Annotated in this window: 16 protein-coding genes; 8 read left to right on the top strand and 8 right to left on the bottom strand. The window is 70.3% G+C overall.

Translation table 11 applies throughout. The features are described from left to right. Window positions 1-18: 18 nt before the first annotated feature. From ABKA17_RS03455 to ABKA17_RS03445, 3 genes are all read right to left on the bottom strand, one after another. Window positions 19-624, bottom strand: a complete 606-nt coding sequence (locus ABKA17_RS03455; RefSeq protein WP_353690303.1) for a GNAT family N-acetyltransferase — start codon at window positions 622-624, stop codon at window positions 19-21. 288 nt (window positions 625-912) lie between these two features. Further along, window positions 913-1,989: a family 2 encapsulin nanocompartment cargo protein polyprenyl transferase gene (locus ABKA17_RS03450; RefSeq protein ID WP_353690302.1), complete on the bottom strand. Its 1,077-nt coding sequence runs from the start codon at window positions 1,987-1,989 to the stop codon at window positions 913-915. A 113-nt stretch (window positions 1,990-2,102) separates the two neighbouring features. Beyond that, window positions 2,103-3,509 (bottom strand): family 2B encapsulin nanocompartment shell protein, encoded by a 1,407-nt coding sequence (locus tag ABKA17_RS03445; protein WP_353690301.1) that lies wholly within the window; start codon window positions 3,507-3,509, stop codon window positions 2,103-2,105. A 287-nt stretch (window positions 3,510-3,796) separates the two neighbouring features. Between ABKA17_RS03445 and ABKA17_RS03440 the strand changes: the two genes are divergently transcribed. Together ABKA17_RS03440 and ABKA17_RS03435 are read left to right on the top strand one after the other, a co-directional pair. Beyond that, entirely contained in the window at window positions 3,797-4,387 is a 591-nt protein-coding gene (locus tag ABKA17_RS03440; protein ID WP_353690300.1) for an N-acetylmuramoyl-L-alanine amidase, read from the top strand. Between the two features lie 30 nt (window positions 4,388-4,417). Then, complete coding sequence (locus ABKA17_RS03435) at window positions 4,418-5,329, top strand: 1-aminocyclopropane-1-carboxylate deaminase/D-cysteine desulfhydrase (RefSeq protein WP_353690299.1); 912 nt, start codon at window positions 4,418-4,420, stop codon at window positions 5,327-5,329. Here the strand turns inward: ABKA17_RS03435 and fxsT are convergent, their stop codons facing one another. Both fxsT and ABKA17_RS03425 read right to left on the bottom strand, forming a co-directional pair. Beyond that, a complete protein-coding gene (gene fxsT / locus ABKA17_RS03430) occupies window positions 5,330-8,215 on the bottom strand; it encodes an FxSxx-COOH system tetratricopeptide repeat protein (RefSeq protein ID WP_353690298.1) in 2,886 nt (961 codons plus the stop codon). A gap of 79 nt (window positions 8,216-8,294) precedes the next feature. Next, window positions 8,295-9,890 (bottom strand): Na+/H+ antiporter, encoded by a 1,596-nt coding sequence (locus tag ABKA17_RS03425; RefSeq protein ID WP_353690297.1) that lies wholly within the window; start codon window positions 9,888-9,890, stop codon window positions 8,295-8,297. Window positions 9,891-9,952: 62 nt separating this feature from the next. Here ABKA17_RS03425 and ABKA17_RS03420 point away from each other — a divergent pair, with 62 nt between their 5' ends. The 3 genes from ABKA17_RS03420 (at window position 9,953) to ABKA17_RS03410 (ending at window position 11,980) form a co-directional block, all read left to right on the top strand. After that, window positions 9,953-10,213 carry a UBP-type zinc finger domain-containing protein gene (locus ABKA17_RS03420; protein WP_353690296.1) on the top strand — a complete coding sequence of 87 codons (261 nt, stop codon included), beginning with the start codon at window positions 9,953-9,955 and terminating at the stop codon, window positions 10,211-10,213. A gap of 259 nt (window positions 10,214-10,472) precedes the next feature. Further along, on the top strand, window positions 10,473-10,886 hold the full coding sequence (locus ABKA17_RS03415) for an ATP-binding protein (protein WP_030784224.1): 414 nt from the start codon (window positions 10,473-10,475) through the stop codon (window positions 10,884-10,886). A gap of 17 nt (window positions 10,887-10,903) precedes the next feature. Continuing rightward, window positions 10,904-11,980, top strand: a complete 1,077-nt coding sequence (locus ABKA17_RS03410; protein ID WP_502994114.1) for an RNA polymerase sigma factor SigF — start codon at window positions 10,904-10,906, stop codon at window positions 11,978-11,980. Between the two features lie 46 nt (window positions 11,981-12,026). Here ABKA17_RS03410 and ABKA17_RS03405 read toward each other — a convergent pair whose 3' ends face one another. Further along, on the bottom strand, window positions 12,027-12,476 hold the full coding sequence (locus ABKA17_RS03405) for a hypothetical protein (protein WP_353690294.1): 450 nt from the start codon (window positions 12,474-12,476) through the stop codon (window positions 12,027-12,029). Window positions 12,477-12,705: 229 nt separating this feature from the next. Here ABKA17_RS03405 and ABKA17_RS03400 point away from each other — a divergent pair, with 229 nt between their 5' ends. Both ABKA17_RS03400 and ABKA17_RS03395 read left to right on the top strand, forming a co-directional pair. Further along, complete coding sequence (locus ABKA17_RS03400) at window positions 12,706-13,674, top strand: diacylglycerol/lipid kinase family protein (protein ID WP_353690293.1); 969 nt, start codon at window positions 12,706-12,708, stop codon at window positions 13,672-13,674. A 318-nt stretch (window positions 13,675-13,992) separates the two neighbouring features. Next, complete coding sequence (locus ABKA17_RS03395) at window positions 13,993-14,250, top strand: WhiB family transcriptional regulator (protein ID WP_016639615.1); 258 nt, start codon at window positions 13,993-13,995, stop codon at window positions 14,248-14,250. 181 nt (window positions 14,251-14,431) lie between these two features. On the opposite strand, the gene ABKA17_RS03390 is transcribed toward ABKA17_RS03395, so the two are convergent. Together ABKA17_RS03390 and ABKA17_RS03385 are read right to left on the bottom strand one after the other, a co-directional pair. Then, complete coding sequence (locus ABKA17_RS03390; protein WP_353690763.1) at window positions 14,432-15,898, bottom strand: sensor histidine kinase; 1,467 nt, start codon at window positions 15,896-15,898, stop codon at window positions 14,432-14,434. Window positions 15,899-16,360: 462 nt separating this feature from the next. Beyond that, a complete protein-coding gene (locus ABKA17_RS03385) occupies window positions 16,361-17,431 on the bottom strand; it encodes an SIS domain-containing protein (RefSeq protein ID WP_353690292.1) in 1,071 nt (356 codons plus the stop codon). Window positions 17,432-17,698: 267 nt separating this feature from the next. On the opposite strand from ABKA17_RS03385, the gene nagB reads away from it, so the two are divergent. Further along, window positions 17,699-18,484, top strand: coding sequence for a glucosamine-6-phosphate deaminase (gene nagB / locus ABKA17_RS03380; RefSeq protein ID WP_353690291.1), 786 nt, complete (start codon window positions 17,699-17,701; stop codon window positions 18,482-18,484). Window positions 18,485-18,512: the final 28 nt, after the last annotated feature.

Genomic DNA, 18,512 nt, shown 5'->3' with positions numbered 1-18,512 from the left:
GGCTGTGGCGCGGGCGGATCAGTTCCGGGGGTCGCGCCACATCGGCCACATCCGGGGGCCGTCGGGGAGGGTCAGGGCGGGGCCGACGGGGTTGAAGCCGAGGCGTTCGTAGAGGGCTCGGCTGCGGGCGCTGCTCGCCTCCAGGTAGGCGGACAGCCCCTCGCGGTCGCAGCGGTCGAGGACCGAGGCGATGAGCGCGGTGCCAAGGCCCTGGCCCTGGTGGTCCGGGGCCACGCCGATCATCCAGAGGTACTCGTGAGCCCGGCCGGCGGGGTGGACGTCCGCCGTCAGCCGGCCGATCAGCTCCACGCGTTCGTTGTCCGGGTCGATCTCCGCCCGCAGTTCGGCGGGGCCGTCGGCAGCCGCCTCGTCCTCGTCCCCGTGCTCGCCCTCGGGCACCGGCAGCCACAGCGCACAGGCCGTACCGTCCTCGGTGACGTCGACGCGCCCCTCGGCCAGCACGATGTCGGTGAAGGCGGCCATCAGCCGGGGGTGGGTCGTACGGCGGTGCTCGTCGCCCGGGAACACCCAGCGGCTGACCGGGTCGTCCTGGAACGCCGCGTCCAGCAGTCCGACGACCAGCTCACGGTCCCCTTCGCCCGCCGTCCGGATCGCCACACCCATGTTCCGCCGCCCCTCGTGTCAACTGACGTTGATCGTACGGGCGTTGAGACTAGCCGGTGCGTAGGGATCAGTGGGACGGGGGCGGCACAAGAAGGCTCGGTACAGGAAGGCGGGGCCCGCACACCGTGGGGATGTGCGGGACCCGCCGGCCGGAGCCCCTCGGGGCGCGCGGGGTCAGGAACCGCACGCCCCCAGAGGTCCGGGGTCTTGATCGGCCGCTTCCGGAGTCGTCCCCTTCCGGAGTCGTCCCCTTCCGGAGAGCAGTACGGCCCTTCACCATCCCAGCGCTCAACTGCTGCGCCGTGTCACAAACTCCGCGAGCGCCAGCAGCCCCTCCGCCGCCTCCGGCTCGGGCACCGCACGGGACAGCTCCCGCATCGCGCGGGCCATCCGGTCGGCCGCCTCGGTCTGCGCCCAGTCGCGCCCGCCGGCCTCCTCGACGGCGCGTGCCGTCCGGTCCAGCTCCCCCTTCACGTACGGCGCCGCGTAGAGCGCCGCCAGTTCCGCGGCCGCCGGCGTGCCGGAGGCCAGCGCGGCCACCACCGGCAGCGACTTCTTGCGGACGGCGAGGTCGGCGCCGGCCGGCTTGCCGGTACGGGCCGGGTCGCCCCATATGCCGATCACGTCGTCGATGAGCTGGAAGGCGAGCCCGGCCTCCCGGCCGAACGCGTCCAGCGCCTCGACGTCCCCCTCCGGCGCGCCCGCGTACAGCGCGCCCAGCGCACAGGCGCACCCGAGCAGGGCGCCCGTCTTGGCCTCGGCCATGGCCAGGACCTCGTCGAGGGTGACCTCTCCGGGGCCCAGCTTCTCCATCGCCGTGTCCGCCTGCTGACCGGCGCACAGCTCGACGACACAGGCCGCGAGCCGGACGGCGGCGGCCCCGGCCGCCGGGTGCGGATCCTCGGCGAGCAGCCCGAGCGCGAGTGCCTGGAGCGCGTCCCCGGCGAGGATCGCGTCGGCCTCGCCGAACACGGTCCACGCGGTGGGCCGGTGCCGACGGGTGGTGTCCCGGTCCATCACGTCGTCGTGGAGCAAGGTGAAGTTGTGGACCAGCTCCACCGCCGCGGCCACCCGTACCGCCGCTTCCCGCGCCTGAGCTCCCCCCAGGGCGTCGGCCGCGGTCAGGACGAGCGCGGGCCGTATGGCCTTGCCCGCGTTGCCCGCCGCCGGGGTCCCGTCGGCGTGCTCCCAGCCGAAGTGGTAGAGCGCGATCCGGCGCATGGACCCGGGCAGCGAGTCGATCGCCGCGCGCAGCACGGGGTCGACCGACACCCGGGCCCGCTCCAGGATCACCGCCGCCTCGTGCCCGTCGAGCGGGTCCGTCCCCGCCGGGTGCTGTTTCGCCTCCGTCGTGAACTCGGCCATGGGGTTCCCCTCGGAGGGTCCGCGGACGGTGGCGGTTCCGCCGCGACTGGGCGCGTACGACCGGGGTGTACCCGCCCGTGGGGGCGGGAACACGGTTCCCAGCTGGAGAAACGTCACCTCCAGCGGCCGATCTCGACGTTCTCCAGCACGCCGAGCGCGTCGGGCACCAGGACCGCGGCCGAGTAGTAGGCGGTCACGAGGTACTTGATGATGGCCTGTTCGTTGATGCCCATGAACCGCACCGACAGGCTCGGCTCGATCTCGTCGGGGATGCCGGCCTGCTGGAGACCGATCACGCCCTGCTCGGCCTCCCCGGTGCGCATCGCGATGATGGAGGTCGTACGGGCCTCGGTCACCGGGATCTTGTTGCACGGGTAGATCGGCACACCGCGCCAGGTGGGGATGCGGTTGCCGCCCACGTCGATGGTCTCGGGGACGAGTCCGCGCTTGTTGAGCTCACGGCCGATCGCGGAGATCGCGCGCGGATGGGCGAGCAGCAGCTTGGTGCCGCGCCGCCTGCTGAGCAGTTCGTCCAAGTCGTCGGGGCTCGGCACACCGTCGTGCGGCTGGAGGCGCTGGTCGTACTCGCAGTTGCTGAGCAGCCCGAACTCCCGGTTGTTGACCAGCTCGTGCTCCTGGCGCTCCTTCAACGCCTCCACGGTCAGCCGGAGCTGCTGCTCGGTCTGGTTCATCGGCTGGTTGTAGAGGTCGGCCACGCGCGAGTGGATGCGCAGCACGGTCTGGGCGACGCTCAGTTCGTACTCGCGCGGCCGGGCCTCGTAGTCGACGAAGGTGTGCGGGATGTCCGGTTCGCCGCTGTGGCCGGCGGCGAGGTCGATCGCCTTCTCACCGTATTTGTTGGTGCTCTGCTCGGGGGTCGAACGCAGCGCTTGGAGGTGCTCGCCCAGGGTGTCGGTGCGCTCCGCTACCTGGTCGACGTCGTTCCGCGGCAGGACGAGCACCGTGCAGGCGGTGACCGCGCGCGCGGTGTACTCCCAGATGGCGTCGGGGTCGAGCAGCGCGTGGTCGCCGAAGTAGGCGCCGTCGGCGAGGACTCCGAGAACCGCGTCGTCGCCGTAGGGCCCCGTGCCGATCTTCTCCACCCTGCCGTGCGCCAGCAGGAACACCTCGTCGGCCTGGCTGCCGAACGAGGCGATCACGTCGCCCGGGGCGAACTCGCGCTGCTGGCAACGCCGGGAGAGCTCGGTGAGCACCTCCTCGTCCTCGTAGGACCGCAGCGCCGGCAGTTCGCACAGCTCCTCCGGGATGACCTCGACCCGGTCGCCCGTCTTCACGAAGGTGACCCGGCCGTCCCCCACGGCGTAGGTCAGCCGCCGGTTCACGCGGTACGTACCGCCTTGAACGTTCACCCAGGGCAGCGTGCGCAGCAGCCAGCGGGAGCTGATCTCCTGCATCTGGGGTGCGGACTTGGTCGTGGTGGCCAGGTTCCGCGCGGCCGCCGTACCGAGACTCTGCTGCGGCCGGCCCTGCTCAGTGCGGACCTCTTCGCCTACCGACATATGAGAATTGCCCTCCCGGTCATGCTCCCGCGCCGGTCTGCGCCGGGGCATCGATCTGCGGGCAAGCCTTCCATCACGGAGTGTGCTGGTGCTATTACACGAAAGAGTTGGAATGGATCTTCGATAACTGGGCAATACCGAGATCTCGCACATGGTTCCCGGCCCGGTGTCCGAAACAGCTCGCACACCGTACGAACCAGGTAGTCCCGGTCCGCCCGCCTCCGGTACAAGCAGCAATATCAGGCGAGCCGCGAAGGAGCGGCCGTCGCGCACGTGAAGGAGGCGGCATGGCCCCACCCATGTCCGCGAACGCTTTCCTGGAGGCTCTCCAGGACGAGGGCGTCACCGTCGTCCAGGTCGGCGACTGGAGACACCACAACCGCAACCACAAGGGCCCCTGGGGCCCGGTGCACGGCGTGATGATCCACCACACGGTGACCAAGGGCAGCGCGCGCACGGTCGAGCTGTGCCGGGACGGCTACGCGGACCTCCCCGGCCCGCTCTGCCACGGCGTGATCACCAAGGACGGCCGCGTCCACCTCGTCGGCTACGGCCGCGCCAACCACGCGGGGCTCGGCGACGACGACGTCCTGCGCGCCGTGATCGCCGAGAAGGCCCTCCCCCACGACAACGAGGCGAACACCGACGGCAACCGGCACTTCTACGGCTTCGAGTGCGAGAACCTCGGCGACGGCCAGGACCCGTGGCCGGCGGCCCAGCTGGAGGCGATCGAGCGGGTCGCCGCGGCGATCTGCCGCCACCACGGCTGGACGGAACGGTCGGTCATCGGCCATCTGGAGTGGCAGTCGGGGAAGGTGGATCCGCGCGGTTTCACGATGGCGTCGATGCGGGAGCGCGTTCGGGACCGCCTGAAGTGACACCGCCGCCCCCGCGGTGACAATGGAACGGTGTCCAACCCCGGCTCCCCCGACCTCAGCGCCCTGCGCCCGCGACTTCCGTCGCCGCTCCAGGAGGTCGAGGACGACCGTTTCACCCGCCGGGGCGTGCGTCTGCTGCTGAAACGCGACGACCTGATCCACCCCGACCTGATCGGCAACAAGTGGCGCAAACTGGCGCCGAACCTCACGGCGGCGGCCGGTCGTCCGATCCTCACCTTCGGTGGCGCGTACTCCAACCATCTGCGCGCCACCGCCGCCGCGGGGCGGTTGCTGGGGCTGCCGACGGTCGGGGTGGTCCGCGGCGACGAGCTCTCCGACCGCCCGCTGAATCCTTCCCTCACCCGCTGTGTGTCCGACGGCATGCGCCTCCACTTCGTCGACAGATCGACGTACCGCCGCAAGACCGACCCCTCGGTCCTGGAGGCGATCGGGCGCGCGGCCGGGGCGCCTGACGCGTACGTCGTCCCCGAGGGCGGCAGCAACGCCCTCGCGGTCCGCGGGTGCGTGACGCTCGGCGAGGAGCTCCGGGGCCGGGCCGACGTCGTCGCGGTCGCCTGCGGCACGGGCGGCACGTTCGCGGGACTGGCCGCGGGACTGGGGCCCGGGCAGCGGGCGTTGGGGATACCGGTGCTCAAGGGCGGCTTCCTGACGGCCGACATAGAGGCCCTTCAGCGGGAGGCCTTCGGCGACCGCCGCGGCGACTGGTCCCTGGACGACCGCTTCCAATTCGGCGGCTACGCCCGCACGACCCCCGAACTCGACACCTTCGCGAAGGACTTCGAGGAACGGCACGGGGTGGGGGTGGAGCGGCTGTATGTCGCCAAGTTGCTGTATGGACTTGTCGCGTCGGTGGAGGAGGGGGCGTTCGAGACGGGGGCCAGGGTGGTCGCGGTGACCACCGGGGCACCGTTCGCCGGGTGATCAGCGGGACTTCTTGCCGAACCGGCGTTTGGTCCCCTGCTTCGCAGTCAGTTTCTGGGCTTTGCGGTGCATTCCGATCTGCCTGTAGGCCGCGGCCAAGGAACTGAGAGTGGCCTGAGTGCGCTTGTGGTCGACCCCGAGGGTGCGGCGCTCCCGGGCAAGTGTGTCCTCGAGCAGCGCCACGGCTTCCGGGAAGCAGCGGAGCTTGCACAGGGTGACGCCGAGGTTGTGAGCCGTGTTGAGGGTGTCGCGGTGCTCGTCACCGAGGACACGGCGGCGCCGGGCGAGCGTGTCCTCGAGCAGACGGCGGTCCTCTTCGTATTCCCGCAACCCGTGCAGGGCGGCAGCGAGAACGTGCATGGACGCCAGGGTCTCAGGGTTGTCCTGGCCCAACACCCTTCGCTGCCAGTCGACGACTTCCACGAGGAGCCGCCGGGCCTCTTCGTATTCCTCCAGTCTGTCCAGGACATCAGCCAGAGCGATCGCGGATCTCATTGTGTCGGGGTGGTCGTCCCCGTTGGCGTCGCGGCGCCGGGCCAGAATGTCCTCGATCATGCTCCGGGCCTCGTCGTATCTGCCCATCTCCTGCAAAGTGCGGGCCAGGTGCTGAGAGGCCTCAAGGGTCAGAGAGTGCTCGTCGCCGAGTGTGCTCCTGCACAGCGCCCAGGCCTCCTCGTGCAGTCGGCAGGCTTCGGCCACCGCGCCGAGCAGCATGAAGACGTCTCCGAGGTTGAGCATCGACTGAAGCGTGTCCGGGTGCCCGTCCCCGAGAACGCGACGCCGACGCGTCAGGGTGTCCTCCTCCAGCGCCCGCGACGCGGCACGGTCTCCCAGCACGTTGAGAGAGACGGCCATGTTGCTGGCTGACTGGAGCGTGTCGGGGTGGTCGTCGCCCAGCACACGACGACGGCGCTCCAGGGTGTCCTCGCTCATGCGCACCGACTCCTCGTTCACACCGAGGTTGGCGAGGATCGCGGCGAGGTCGTTGGCGGAGTGCAGCGTGTCGGGGTGGTCCTCGCCCAGTGTCCGTCGGCGACGGGTGAACGCGTCCTCGATGATCGGCCGGGCGTCCTGAATGGCACCCAGGTCCGACGTCGCGTGACCGAGATACTGCGTGCAGGTGAGCACTTCCGGGTGATCGGGGCCGAGCTGTGCGGTCCAGGCGTCGCGCAGTACGGCGGCGAGGTCGGCGGCGGGCCGCGGCCGGGCACTGCGGATGAGGAAGCGCAATGCGTCGCGGAGCACCGGGCGCAACTCGGGCCGAGTGGTGACGTCGATGTGCTGTGAGACCAGGTGCGAGGTCAGACTCGCCCATGCGGGCCAGTCGGCCGGATCCTGCGGATCTCCGGGCGCGACGGAGGCCAGGACCATGGCCACGTCGTCGCTGATCGCCGCGGTCCGCACCGCGTCCACCTGGTCACGAAGCACCGCCTGCGTCAGCCGATGCACCTGAAAAGCCCCGCCGTCGATCCGGACGAGGCTGTATCGGCGCAGGGGTTCGAGCGTGGACCTCATCCACGTCAGCTCGTCCGCGTGGGCCGGAATCGTGGTCAGCCGGGCGCGCGCGTCCACCAGCCACTCGGTGGGGATCGGATCCGGGCCCAGGAACGCCGTGAGCCGGAGGAGGGCCGCCGCGTCGGGGTGCTCGGCGGCCAGATCCTCCGCGGCGATGCCGACCGCGGCCGCGAGCGGCACCGGATAGTCCGGGTCCTCGCCCTCCCGCAGGATCCGCGTGCTGTCGCGCAGCAGCCGCAGGTACAGCGCGGCATGCGTGCCCTTCTCGATCATGTCCGCGGCCTGGGCGAGCGCGAGGGGAAGGTCGCCGAGTTCGGACGCCAGCGCGTCGGCCTCGTCCTCGGTCGTGCTCGGGACCCGGTTCTTGAAGTACGCCAGTGAGTCGGCCCGGGTGAACACGTCCAGTGCCACCGGCCGGGCGATCCGGCGCCAGTTGGGGTTGCGGGACGTGATCAGGACGTGTCCGCGGCCCTCGGGCAGCCAGCGTCCGATCAACTCGGGATCCTCGGCGTTGTCGAGGATGATCAGCCAGCGCCGCCGCTCGCGCAGCTTCGTCAGCAGCGTACGGGCGTTGTGCTCGGCGCCGGCCTCCTTGACGGCGATACCCAGGCGGTCGGCCAGTTCCGTGTAGTGGACCGGGATCTGGTCGGACTGTTCGGCGTCGATCCACCACACCAGGTCGTACTCGTCGGCGAACCGGTACGCGTACTCCAGGGCGATCTGCGACTTGCCGATGCCGCCCATCCCGTACAGCGCCACGACGGAGTGTTCGTCGGTGGGGAGGCCTTCGCGGAGTTGGGCGAGCTGGGTCTCCCGGCCGGAGAAGTCGAGGTTGCGGCGGCGGCTCACGTTCCACACGCCGGACTCGCCGGTGCCACCGGTGCCGGGCAGCGGGGGCTTCGGACCGTGCGGTACGACCGGCTCCTGGGGCGTCTCAGGGGTGTTCCCCGGGAACGCGGGGCGTTCGGTCGGGCGCCGGGCCCCGTTCACCGCAGCCCGCAGCGCCTCGACGGCGGCCCTCTCGTCCAGCCCGTGCAGGTTCTTGCGGATCTTCCCGTCGAGCATCGCGGGTACGTCCGCGCCGGTCAGCGGCTCCACGGCCAGCGGTATCAGCCGCTCCCGCCGGGCGACCACGGCCGACCACTCCTCCTGCGTCCAACGGCCGCGCTCGAAGTACGACTTGGAGAACAGGGCGACCACCGCGTCCGCCCGCCCGAGCCCCTCGTCCATGCGCTGGACGAAGTCGTCCCCGGTGTCCCAGTCCCACACGTCGAGGACCGTCTCGTGGCCGTCCTCCTCGAGATGCCACGCCACCCACTCGGCCCAGAGCCGGTCCGCTCCCGCGTAACTGATGAAGTAGGTGTCGGCCACGCTGCCCCCCGAGTCACCCTGTGCCGATCGTGTCCCGCCTATGATCCCCCGTCAGACCGCCGCGGGAGTACGGAAGTCCTCACGCCGCCTCCCGGTACGCCGCCGCCTCCTCCAGGTCCAGCCTGCGCAGCAGGGTCCGCAGCATCTCGTCGTCGATGTGCCGCGCGTCCCGGAGTTTCACGAACACCTCGCGTTCGGCGCTGATCATCTCGCGGGACAGCCGGCTGTAGGTGTCGTCGACGGTCTCGCCGGTCACCGGGTTCACCGAGCCGAGACGCTCCCAGACGGCGTTGCGGCGGCGCTCCAGGACCGTGCGGAGGCGGTCGGCGAGCGGGGGCGGGAGGGTGTTGCGTTCGTCGGACAGGAGCTCGTCCAGGCGGCGTTCGGCGGCCCTGGAGGCCTGCGCCTGGGCGTTGGCCTCGGCGAGGGTCTCTGCCTGGGCGTCGCGGCCGGGGAGCTTCAGCGCGCGGATCAGCGGGGGGAGGGTGACGCCCTGGACGACGAGGGTGCCGATGACGGTGGTGAAGGTCAGGAAGAGGATGAGGTTACGGCCGGGGAAGGGCTCGCCGTTGTGCAGGGTCTCGGGGATGGAGAAGGCGATCGCCAGCGAGACCACACCGCGCATCCCGGCCCAGGCGATGACGAAGGGGCCCTTCCAGGTGGGGTCGTCCTCGCGTTCCCGGATGCGGGCGGACAGCAGGCGGGGCAGGAACGTCGCCGGGTAGACCCACACGAACCTCGACACCACCACCACGAGGAAGACCGCGACCGCGTACCAGGCGGCGCTGGCGCCCTCGTACTCCCCGAGGCCCTTCACCACGAAGCGCAGTTGCAGGCCGATGAGGGCGAAGACCGACGACTCCAGGACGAAGGCGACCATCTTCCAGACGGCGTCCTCCTGGAGGCGGGTGGCGAAGTCGACCTCCCACGCGCGGTGCCCGAGGAACAGGGCCACGACGACCACCGCGAGGACTCCGGAGGCGTGGAACTGCTCGGCGGAGGCGTAGGCGACGAAGGGGATCAGCAGGGAGAGGGTGTTCTGGAGCAGCGGTTCCTTGAGGTGGGTGCGCAGCCAGTGGATCGGGACCATCAGGATCAGACCGACCGCGACGCCGCCGACCGCCGCGAGCAGGAACTCGCCGATGCCGCCCGCCCAGGACGCGCCCTCGCCGACCGCGGCCGCGAGGGCGACCCGGTAGGCGGTGATCGCGGTCGCGTCGTTCACCAGGGACTCGCCCTGGAGGATCGTGGTGATCCGGGACGGCAGCCCCACCCGGCGCGCGACCGCCGTCGCCGCGACCGCGTCCGGCGGCGCCACCACCGCGCCCAGCACGAGCGCCCCGGTCAGGGACAGGCCCGGCACGATCTGGTAGGCGGCCCAGCCGACGACGAAGGTCGCGAAGAGCACGTACCCGACGGACAGCAGCGCGACGGGCCGCAGTTGTGCCCGCAGGTCGAGGTAGGAGCTGTCGGTGGCCGCCGAGTGCAGCAGCGGAGGCAGCACCAGCGGCAGCACGATGTCGGGGTCCAGGGTGTAGTCCGGGACGCCCGGGACGTACGAGCACACCAGCCCGACGGCGACCAGCAGCAGGGGCGCCGGAACCGGGGTGCGCCGGGCGGCCGCGGCGACCGCGGCACTCCCCGCCACCAGCAACAGCAGTGGCATCACGTCCATGACCTTCGCCCACCCTCGTTTTTCCGCGCGGGCTTCCGCGCAGCCGTCGTAATCTGGCAATCATGAAACAGTGCACGCATGCCGACGCGCTGCCGCACCCGGAACCCGCGCCCTTGAGCGACACCTGTACGGAGTGTCTGCGCGAGGGCCGGCACCCGGTGCAGCTACGGCTCTGCCTCACCTGCGGTCACGTCGGCTGCTGCGACTCCTCGCCGGGGAGGCACGCCACCGAGCACCACAAGGATTCCGGTCATCCGATCATGCGCACCTTCGAACCCGGTGAGAGCTGGCGTTGGTGCTTCGTCGATCACGTACTCGTGTGACTCCCGACGACTCCGGTTCTGGACGGTTCGACCGTCTGACGTCTGGGTACGTCAACCCGGCGCGCGTTCTTCCCAATTGGAGCCGCAGACCCCTAGACACGGAGCGTGTCCACAGTTTTACTGTGAGTGACGCCGAGGGGTTGGGGTCCTGGGGACAGGAAAGTTGAGAGCGCGATAGCGTCACCGCTGAACCACACTTCGCGTTACCCCGGGGGGCGACCCTCGGCCCCGAAAAGCTTGTACCACCTTGGAGGTGAGGGTGTCCCAGATCGCAGGCGAGCCCGCGACCCAGGACTTCGTGGAAGTCCGGCTGCCGGCCGCGGGTGCCTACCTGTCGGTGCTGCGTACGGCGACTGCCGGTCTCGCGGCCCGTTTGGACTTCACCCTCGACGAGATCGAGGACCTGCGCATCGCGGTGGACGAGGCCTGCGCGATCCTGCTTCAGCAGGCCGTGCCGGGCTCGGTGCTCAGCTGTGTCTTCCGACTCGTCGACGACTCACTCGAGGTCACCGTCTCGGCGCCGACCACGGACGGTCACGCCCCCGCGCGTGACACCTTCGCCTGGACCGTCCTGTCCGCACTCGCGGGCAAGGTCTCTTCCGCCGTGGACGACGACAAAACCGTTTCGATCAGCCTCTACAAACAGCGCGGCGCCGGACCCGGTCCGGCGTGAGGACAGGGGACGGGCCGGTGCGTGACGAAGAGCGCGGCACACGGGAGCTGCCGGCCGAGGGCACAGGCGGGTCCCGACGCATGGGGGACGGAGTCGACGGCATCCCCGAACAGGCCCGGCCGCATCCGGAGGACGACTCGCCGGAGGCCGGCTTCCTGGACGACGGGCAGCGGGATCAGGAAGGTGCCGTGCGGAGCGTGTCTCTGGACGGACGGATCGGGGTCTCCCCTGTCCGAGCAGAGACGAGGGCTCGGGGAAGGGCGACGGGCGGGACGATGAGCGAGCACGAGCGAGACGATCAGCAGGGCGCGCAGAGCGGGCAGGCCGCTCAGCACAACCCTCAGGACCGCAGCGGAGCGCGCGCGATGTTCGTCGAGCTGCGCAAGCTGGACGACGGCAGCACGGAGTACGCGGACCTGCGCAACCGCCTGGTCCGTATGCACCTGCCGCTCGTCGAGCACCTCGCGCGCCGCTTCCGCAACCGCGGTGAGCCGCTGGACGACCTGACCCAGGTCGCCACCATCGGCCTGATCAAGTCGGTCGACCGTTTCGATCCGGAGCGGGGCGTCGAGTTCTCGACGTACGCGACCCCGACGGTGGTCGGCGAGATCAAGCGGCACTTCCGGGACAAGGGCTGGGCGGTCCGCGTCCCGCGCAGGCTCCAGGAACTGCGCCTCGCGCTCACCACGGCGACGGCGGAGCTCTCGCAGCTGCACGGCCGCTCCCCCACGGTCCACGAGCTGGCCGAGAAGCTGGGCATCTCGGAGGAGGAGGTCCTGGAGGGCCTGGAGTCCGCCAACGCGTACTCCACCCTCTCCCTGGACGTCCCCGACACCGACGACGAGTCGCCGGCGGTGGCGGACACGCTGGGCGCGGAGGACGAGGCGCTGGAGGGCGTCGAGTACCGCGAGTCCCTCAAGCCGCTCCTGGAGGACCTGCCGCCGCGCGAGAAGCGGATCCTGCTGCTGCGTTTCTTCGGCAACATGACGCAGTCGCAGATCGCGCAGGAGGTCGGCATCTCCCAGATGCACGTGTCCCGGCTGCTGGCGCGGACGCTGGCACAGCTGCGGGAGAAACTCCTGGTGGAGGAGTAGTCGCGCGGTCGTAGGCGCCGGTCGAGACGTGGTGGCGGAGCCGGGGCTACTTCTCGGCGCCGCCGGCGTTGCCGGGTCCGCGGATTCCGAGGGCCCGGGTCGTCTCGCCGTTGACCAGCAGCACGAGCGCGGTGACCGCGACGACCGCGAGCACGATGCCCACCGGGATGGCCACGCTGTCGGCCTGGAGCAGGTTGTAGGCCACCGGCAGCGCCAGGATCTGTGTGATGACCGCGGGACCGCGGCTCCAGCTGCGGCGGGCGAGCAGCCCGCGGGCGGCGAGCAGCGGCAGCAGGGCGAGGACGATGACCGTGATGCCGCCGGTGACGGCGGTCTGCCGGTGGTCCGCATCGCCCGTGAACCCCTCCACGAGCATCCAGACGCCCCCGACGACCAGCGCGAGCCCCTCCAGTCCGGCCAGTACGGCGGCGTAGGTCAGCCGCCGCGGACGCGGACCGGCGGTCTCCTCGGATGCGGGCGTCTGCTCACTGGTCACCCCAGAAGGGTATCCAGGACCCCACCGACCCGGCCGCCGGGTTCAAGCGCGTCTACGACGGTCCCGGACCCCTTTCCTGGCAGTCCCGTGGCTCCCGGCGGAGGCACCGGCGGATCCGGGTGCGCCGGGCGGTTGAGGGGGCGCTTCGTGGTGAGGTTCACGTGGGATCTCTTACTTGATCCCTACCTCGGCCTGTGCCGAGTACCACCCAGTAGGTACGCTGCAACTCATGCGTGCACTTCTCGTGGTCAATCCGGCAGCTACCACCACAAGCGCACGTACGCGCGATGTGCTGATCCACGCGCTCGCGAGCGAGATGAAGCTCGAGGCGGTCACCACCGAGTACCGCGGCCATGCGCGCGACCTGGGCCGGCAGGCGGCGGAGAGCCGGGACGTCGACCTGGTGGTCGCCCTCGGCGGCGACGGCACGGTCAACGAGGTCGTGAACGGCCTGCTGCACGCCGGGCCCGACCCGGAGGGACTCCCCGGCCTCGCCGTGGTCCCCGGCGGGTCCACCAACGTCTTCGCCCGCGCCCTGGGCCTGCCCAACGACGCCGTCGAGGCGACCGGCGTCCTGCTGGACGCCCTGCGCGAGGGCCGCGAGCGGACCGTCGGTCTGGGCCTGACCTCCGGCACCCCCGGCACCGAGGACGAGGCCGTCCCCTCCCGCTGGTTCACCTTCAACGCCGGCCTCGGTTTCGACGCCGGTGTCGTCGGCCGGGTCGAGCAGCAGCGCGAGCGGGGCAGGAAATCCACCCACGCGCTCTACGTCCGCCAGGCCCTGCGCCAGTTCTTCGGCGAGGCGCACCGCCGCCACGGCACGATCACGCTGGAACAGCAAGGCGCCGATCCGGTGACGGATCTCGTGCTGTCCATAGTGTCGAACACCTCTCCGTGGACGTTCCTGGGCAATCACCCGATGTACGCGTCACCTAAGGCCTCGTTCGATAAAGGCCTCGACGTACTCGGTCTCAGCCGAATGACGACGACCGCTGTCGCCCGGTATGGCACCCAGTTGCTCACTTCGTCCCCCGAACGCGGCCCGCACGGCAAGCACGCGGTCTCCCTGCACGACCTGGACCAGTTCACCTTGCATTCGAAGGTGCCCCTGCCCCTTCAGATGGACGGCGACCACCTCGGACTGCGCACCAGCGTGACGTTCACAGGCGTACGCCGGGCACTGCGTGTGATTGTGTGAGCAGAAAGGGCTGAAGTCCTTTCACTCGAACGTTTAGGCCAGGGTCCACCCCATGGAAGTACGGCTGTGACCTAGTCGACACCGAGGAATCAAAAAAAACTTTCCAGAAGGGGTTGTATCCGCCGCTGAGGTTTGCGAGTCTCTACGTGGCGATCGGGACAGCCCGCAACACCGGCTCCACAGATCACCGGAACCCCTCTTCAAAACCAGGACCACGCCAGGGAAACCTGTCGGTCGGCCCTTCACTTGTTGAGGGATTCGTGAAAGCGTTCACATTCACAAGCAACTTGCACGTAATACCAAGGAGAGGTAGCAGCCATGGACTGGCGTCACAACGCCGTTTGCCGCGAGGAAGACCCCGAGCTCTTCTTCCCCATCGGCAACACCGGTCCTGCGCTGCTGCAGATCGAGGAAGCCAAGGCCGTCTGCCGCCGCTGCCCCGTCATGGAGCAGTGCCTGCAGTGGGCGCTCGAGTCCGGCCAGGACTCCGGCGTCTGGGGTGGTCTCAGCGAGGACGAGCGTCGCGCGATGAAGCGCCGTGCCGCCCGCAACCGGGCCCGTCAGGCTTCTGCCTGACACACCCACCCCGCCTGAGCTTGGCGGCGCGTACAGCGAGTACGCATCTCCCGCCCCCGAGCCGCAGCGCGCAGTACCCCCGATGCGCAGCACAAGCTGGCAACGAGCATTCGAGCCCCGGACCACTTCAGGTCCGGGGCTTCTTGCTGTGCCCGATTACTGAACACAGCGCGTTTCAGACCTACTTGTTCGCACGCACCGGGACGTCCAGGATCACCCGGGTGCCGCCCTCCGGTGCCGGAACCATGTCGAACGTTCCGCCCAACTCGCCCTCCACCAGCGTCCGTACGATCTGGAGACCGAGGTTGCCCGCGGTGTGCGGGTCGAAGCCCTCGGGCAGGCCGACCCCGTCGTCCTGGACGGTGACGAGCAGCCGGGCCTCCTTCGTCGTACCGCCACGGACGGCCGAGACCTCGACCGTGCCGGTTTCGCCCTCACGAAAGCCGTGTTCCAGGGCGTTCTGGAGGATCTCGGTCAGCACCATCGAGAGCGGGGTGGCGACCTCGGCGTCGAGGATGCCGAAACGGCCGGTGCGCCGGCCGGTCACCTTGCCGGGCGAGATCTCGGCGACCATCGCCAGCACGCGGTCGGCGATCTCGTCGAACTCCACGCGTTCGTCCAGGTTCTGAGACAGCGTCTCGTGCACGATCGCGATCGATCCGACCCGGCGCACCGCCTCCTCCAGAGCCTCACGGCCGCGGTCGGACTCGATCCGGCGGGCCTGGAGGCGCAGCAGGGCGGCGACGGTCTGGAGGTTGTTCTTCACCCGGTGGTGGATCTCCCGGATGGTGGCGTCCTTGGTGATCAACTCGCGCTCACGGCGCCGCAGTTCGGTGACGTCCCGGAGCAGGACCAGCGAACCGATACGGGTGCCCTTGGGCTTGAGCGGAATCGCCCTGAACTGGATGACCCCGTCGCCGGACTCGATCTCGAACTCGCGCGGGGCCCAGCCGCTGGCGACCTTGGCCAGCGCCTCGTCCACCGGGCCGTGGGTCGGGGCGAGTTCGGCCGTGGTCTTGCCGAGGTGGTGGCCGACGAGGTCGGAGGCGAGGCCGAGGCGGTGGTACGCGGAGAGCGCGTTCGGGGAGGCGTACTGGACGACACCGTCGGCGTCGAGCCGGATCAGGCCGTCGCCGACGCGCGGAGCGGCGTCCAGGTCGATCTGCTGGTTCGCGAACGGGAAGGAGCCGGCCGCGATCATCTGCGCGAGGTCCGACGCGCTCTGGAGATAGGTCAGTTCGAGGCGGCTGGGGGTGCGCACGGTGAGCAGGTTGGTGTTGCGCGCGATGACTCCGAGGACGCGCCCGTCCCGTCGTACGGGGATCGACTCGACCCGTACGGGGACCTCTTCGCGCCACTCGGGGTCGCCCTCGCGCACGATCCGGCCCTCGTCCAGGGCGGCGTCCAGGAGGGGACGGCGGCCGCGCGGGACGAGGTGGCCGACCATGTCGTCCTGGTAGGAGGTGGGGCCGGTGTTGGGCCGCATCTGGGCCACGGAGACATAGCGCGCGCCGTCCCGGGTGGGTACCCACAGGACGAGGTCGGCGAAGGAGAGGTCGGAGAGCAGCTGCCACTCGGACACCAGCAGATGGAGCCACTCGAGGTCGGAGTCGTCGAGGGCGGTGTGCTGGCGGACCAGTTCGTTCATGGAGGGCACGTGTGCGAGCGTACCTGGCGGTATGTGAGTGGCCTAAAAACACCCGCGGGCCGCGGCGCCTGAGAGGGACCCTCAGCCCTCTCGGCACCGCAGCCCGGAGCAATATCGGCCGCGGGGTGTGCGGTCCCGGTCGGCCGAAGGATGAGGAGCCGGAGCAGTCAGGGCAGAGAGCACCGGTTCCTCGGTCCGCCTTCCTGTGCGGGGAAGACGGAAGTTTGTGTTTTCAGTTCTCTTAACGCATTGTGGACTAGACCACTCTGTGTGTCCATGCGTTCGAGGCTGTTTGTTGTTGTCAGTTCTCCGAGGGTGTCCGAAGTGCCTCGACCCCCGCTGGAGAACTGATCGGACGCCCTAGCATCCACCACGCAGCCTAACCCGTGTGGGTTCATGTGCGGGGCCAGTTGGCCATGGCAATTTCCGCGAGCGCCACCGGTTCCTGTCGGCTCGCCCGCCTCAGCGGGTCTCCGTGACCTTCGCCAGGGCGCGTGGGGCGTCCGGGTCCTGGCCGCGGGCGATCGTGACCTCGTAGGCGAGGAGCTGCAGCGGGATGATCTCCAGGACGGGCTGGAGTTCCTCGGCGAGGCCCCGGGTGGGCAGGACGAAACCGGCCGAGGCCTGCTCTACCTGGTCGGCGGGGCCGATGACGACCAGGTCGGCGCCCCGGCCGCGCAGTCGGTCGAGGACGGGCTGGAGGGCCTGGCCGCCCTTGCCGTCGGTGACGACCGCGATGACCGGGGACACGTTGTCGACCATGGCGAGGGGGCCGTGCAGCAGGTCCGCGCCGGAGTAGGAGAGGGCGGGGATGTAGCTGGTCTCCATCAGCTTGAGGGCGGCCTCCTTGGCGGTGGGATAGCCGTAGCCGCGCGAGGTGATCACCATGCGCTCGGCGAAGCGGTAGCGGGCGGCGAGGGCGCGGACCTCGTCCTGCCGGGCGAGGAGTCGCTCGGCGAGATCCGGCAGCGACTTGGCGGGGGCGCCGTCGCCGCCGCGCAGGCCCTCGACGAAGAGGTAGAGCGCCAGGAGCGAGGCGGTGTAGGTCTTGGTCGCGGGGAGGGCCTTCTCCGGTCCGGCCATGATGTCGACGTGGTACTCGGAGACGGCGGCCAGCGGTGAGTCGGGGTTGTTGGTCACGGCGAGGGTGATCGCGCCGGCCTCGCGGGCGGCCCTGGTCGAGGCGACGAGGTCCGGGGAGCCGCCGGACTGGCTCACGGTGATCACCAGGACGTCGGTGAGGTCGGGGCGGGCGCCGTAGGCGGTGGTGGTCGACATCGAGGTCAGACCGCAGGGCAGGCCGAGGCGGATCTCCAGCAGGTACTTGGCGTAGAGCGCGGCGCTGTCGGAGGTGCCGCGGGCGGCAAGCAGGACGAACCGGGGCTTGCGGGCGGCGATCTCCTGCGCGACCTGCCGGATGCCGGGGGCGCCCTCCTCCAGGATCCGGCGCAGTACGGCCGGCTGCTCGGCCATCTCGCGGGCCATGATCCGGCCGGGGAGTTCACTCTGCGGGGCCGATGTCGTGGCGGTCATGCGGGGTCCTCCCGGGTGGGCCGTGCGTCGTGTCGTACGCCGGTGGGCTGGTCGGCTGCCTCTATTCCACTCCCCCGGGCGCGGGGGCGCCTGCGCGGGGTGCGGCCCCGCTCCTCGGCACCTCCTCCACACCCGGTCCTGGCCGTCCCGTACGGGCCGCCCGGGACGGGCCGCCTGACCTGGGCAGGGCAGGCCCGTTCTGTTAAATTGGTCTAAACCACACAGTCCACTTAGCGCACACAGCCCTTTCAGATCGGCAGGCCCAGCGTGGAAGTTGTCATCGTTCCGGACGCCAAGTCGGGCGGCGAGCTCATCGCCGAGGCCATGGCACGGCTGCTGCGGCGCAAGCCGGACGCGCTGCTCGGTGTGGCCACCGGCTCGACGCCGCTGCCGATCTACCAGGCGCTGACGGCGCAGGTGCGGGCCGGTGCGGTGGACGCCTCGCGGGCCCGGATCGCGCAGCTCGACGAGTATGTGGGGCTGCCGGCCGAGCATCCGGAGTCGTACCGGTCGGTGCTGCGGCGCGAGGTGCTGGAGCCGCTGGGCATAGGGATGGACGCGTTCATGGGGCCGGACGGTACGGCCGAGGACGTGCAGGGGGCCTGCGAGGCGTACGACGCGGCGCTGGCGGAGGCCGGGGGCGTGGACCTCCAGTTGCTGGGGATCGGGACCGACGGGCACATCGGGTTCAACGAGCCGTGTTCCTCGCTGGCCTCGCGGACGCGGATCAAGACGCTGACCGAGCAGACCCGGGTGGACAACGCGCGGTTCTTCGACGGGGACATCGCCCAGGTGCCGCATCACGTCATCACCCAGGGGATCGGGACGATCCTGGAGGCCCGGCACCTGGTGCTGCTCGCCACGGGTGAGGGCAAGGCGGACGCGGTGGCGGCGACCGTGGAGGGGCCGGTGGCCGCGGTGTGTCCCGCGTCGGCGTTGCAGTTGCATCCGCATGCGACGGTCGTCGTCGACGAGGGAGCCGCCTCGAAGCTGAAGCTGGCGGAATACTTCCGGCACACCTTCGCCAACAAGCCGGAGTGGCAGGGGATCTGAGAGCGCGGTACGCGACAGGCGCCGGTTC

The organism is Streptomyces sp. RG80 (genome assembly GCF_040446465.1).
Lineage (GTDB): Bacteria > Actinomycetota > Actinomycetes > Streptomycetales > Streptomycetaceae > Streptomyces.
Note: the sequence above shows the minus strand (reverse complement) of the source record. Positions and strands in the feature narration are given on the sequence as shown.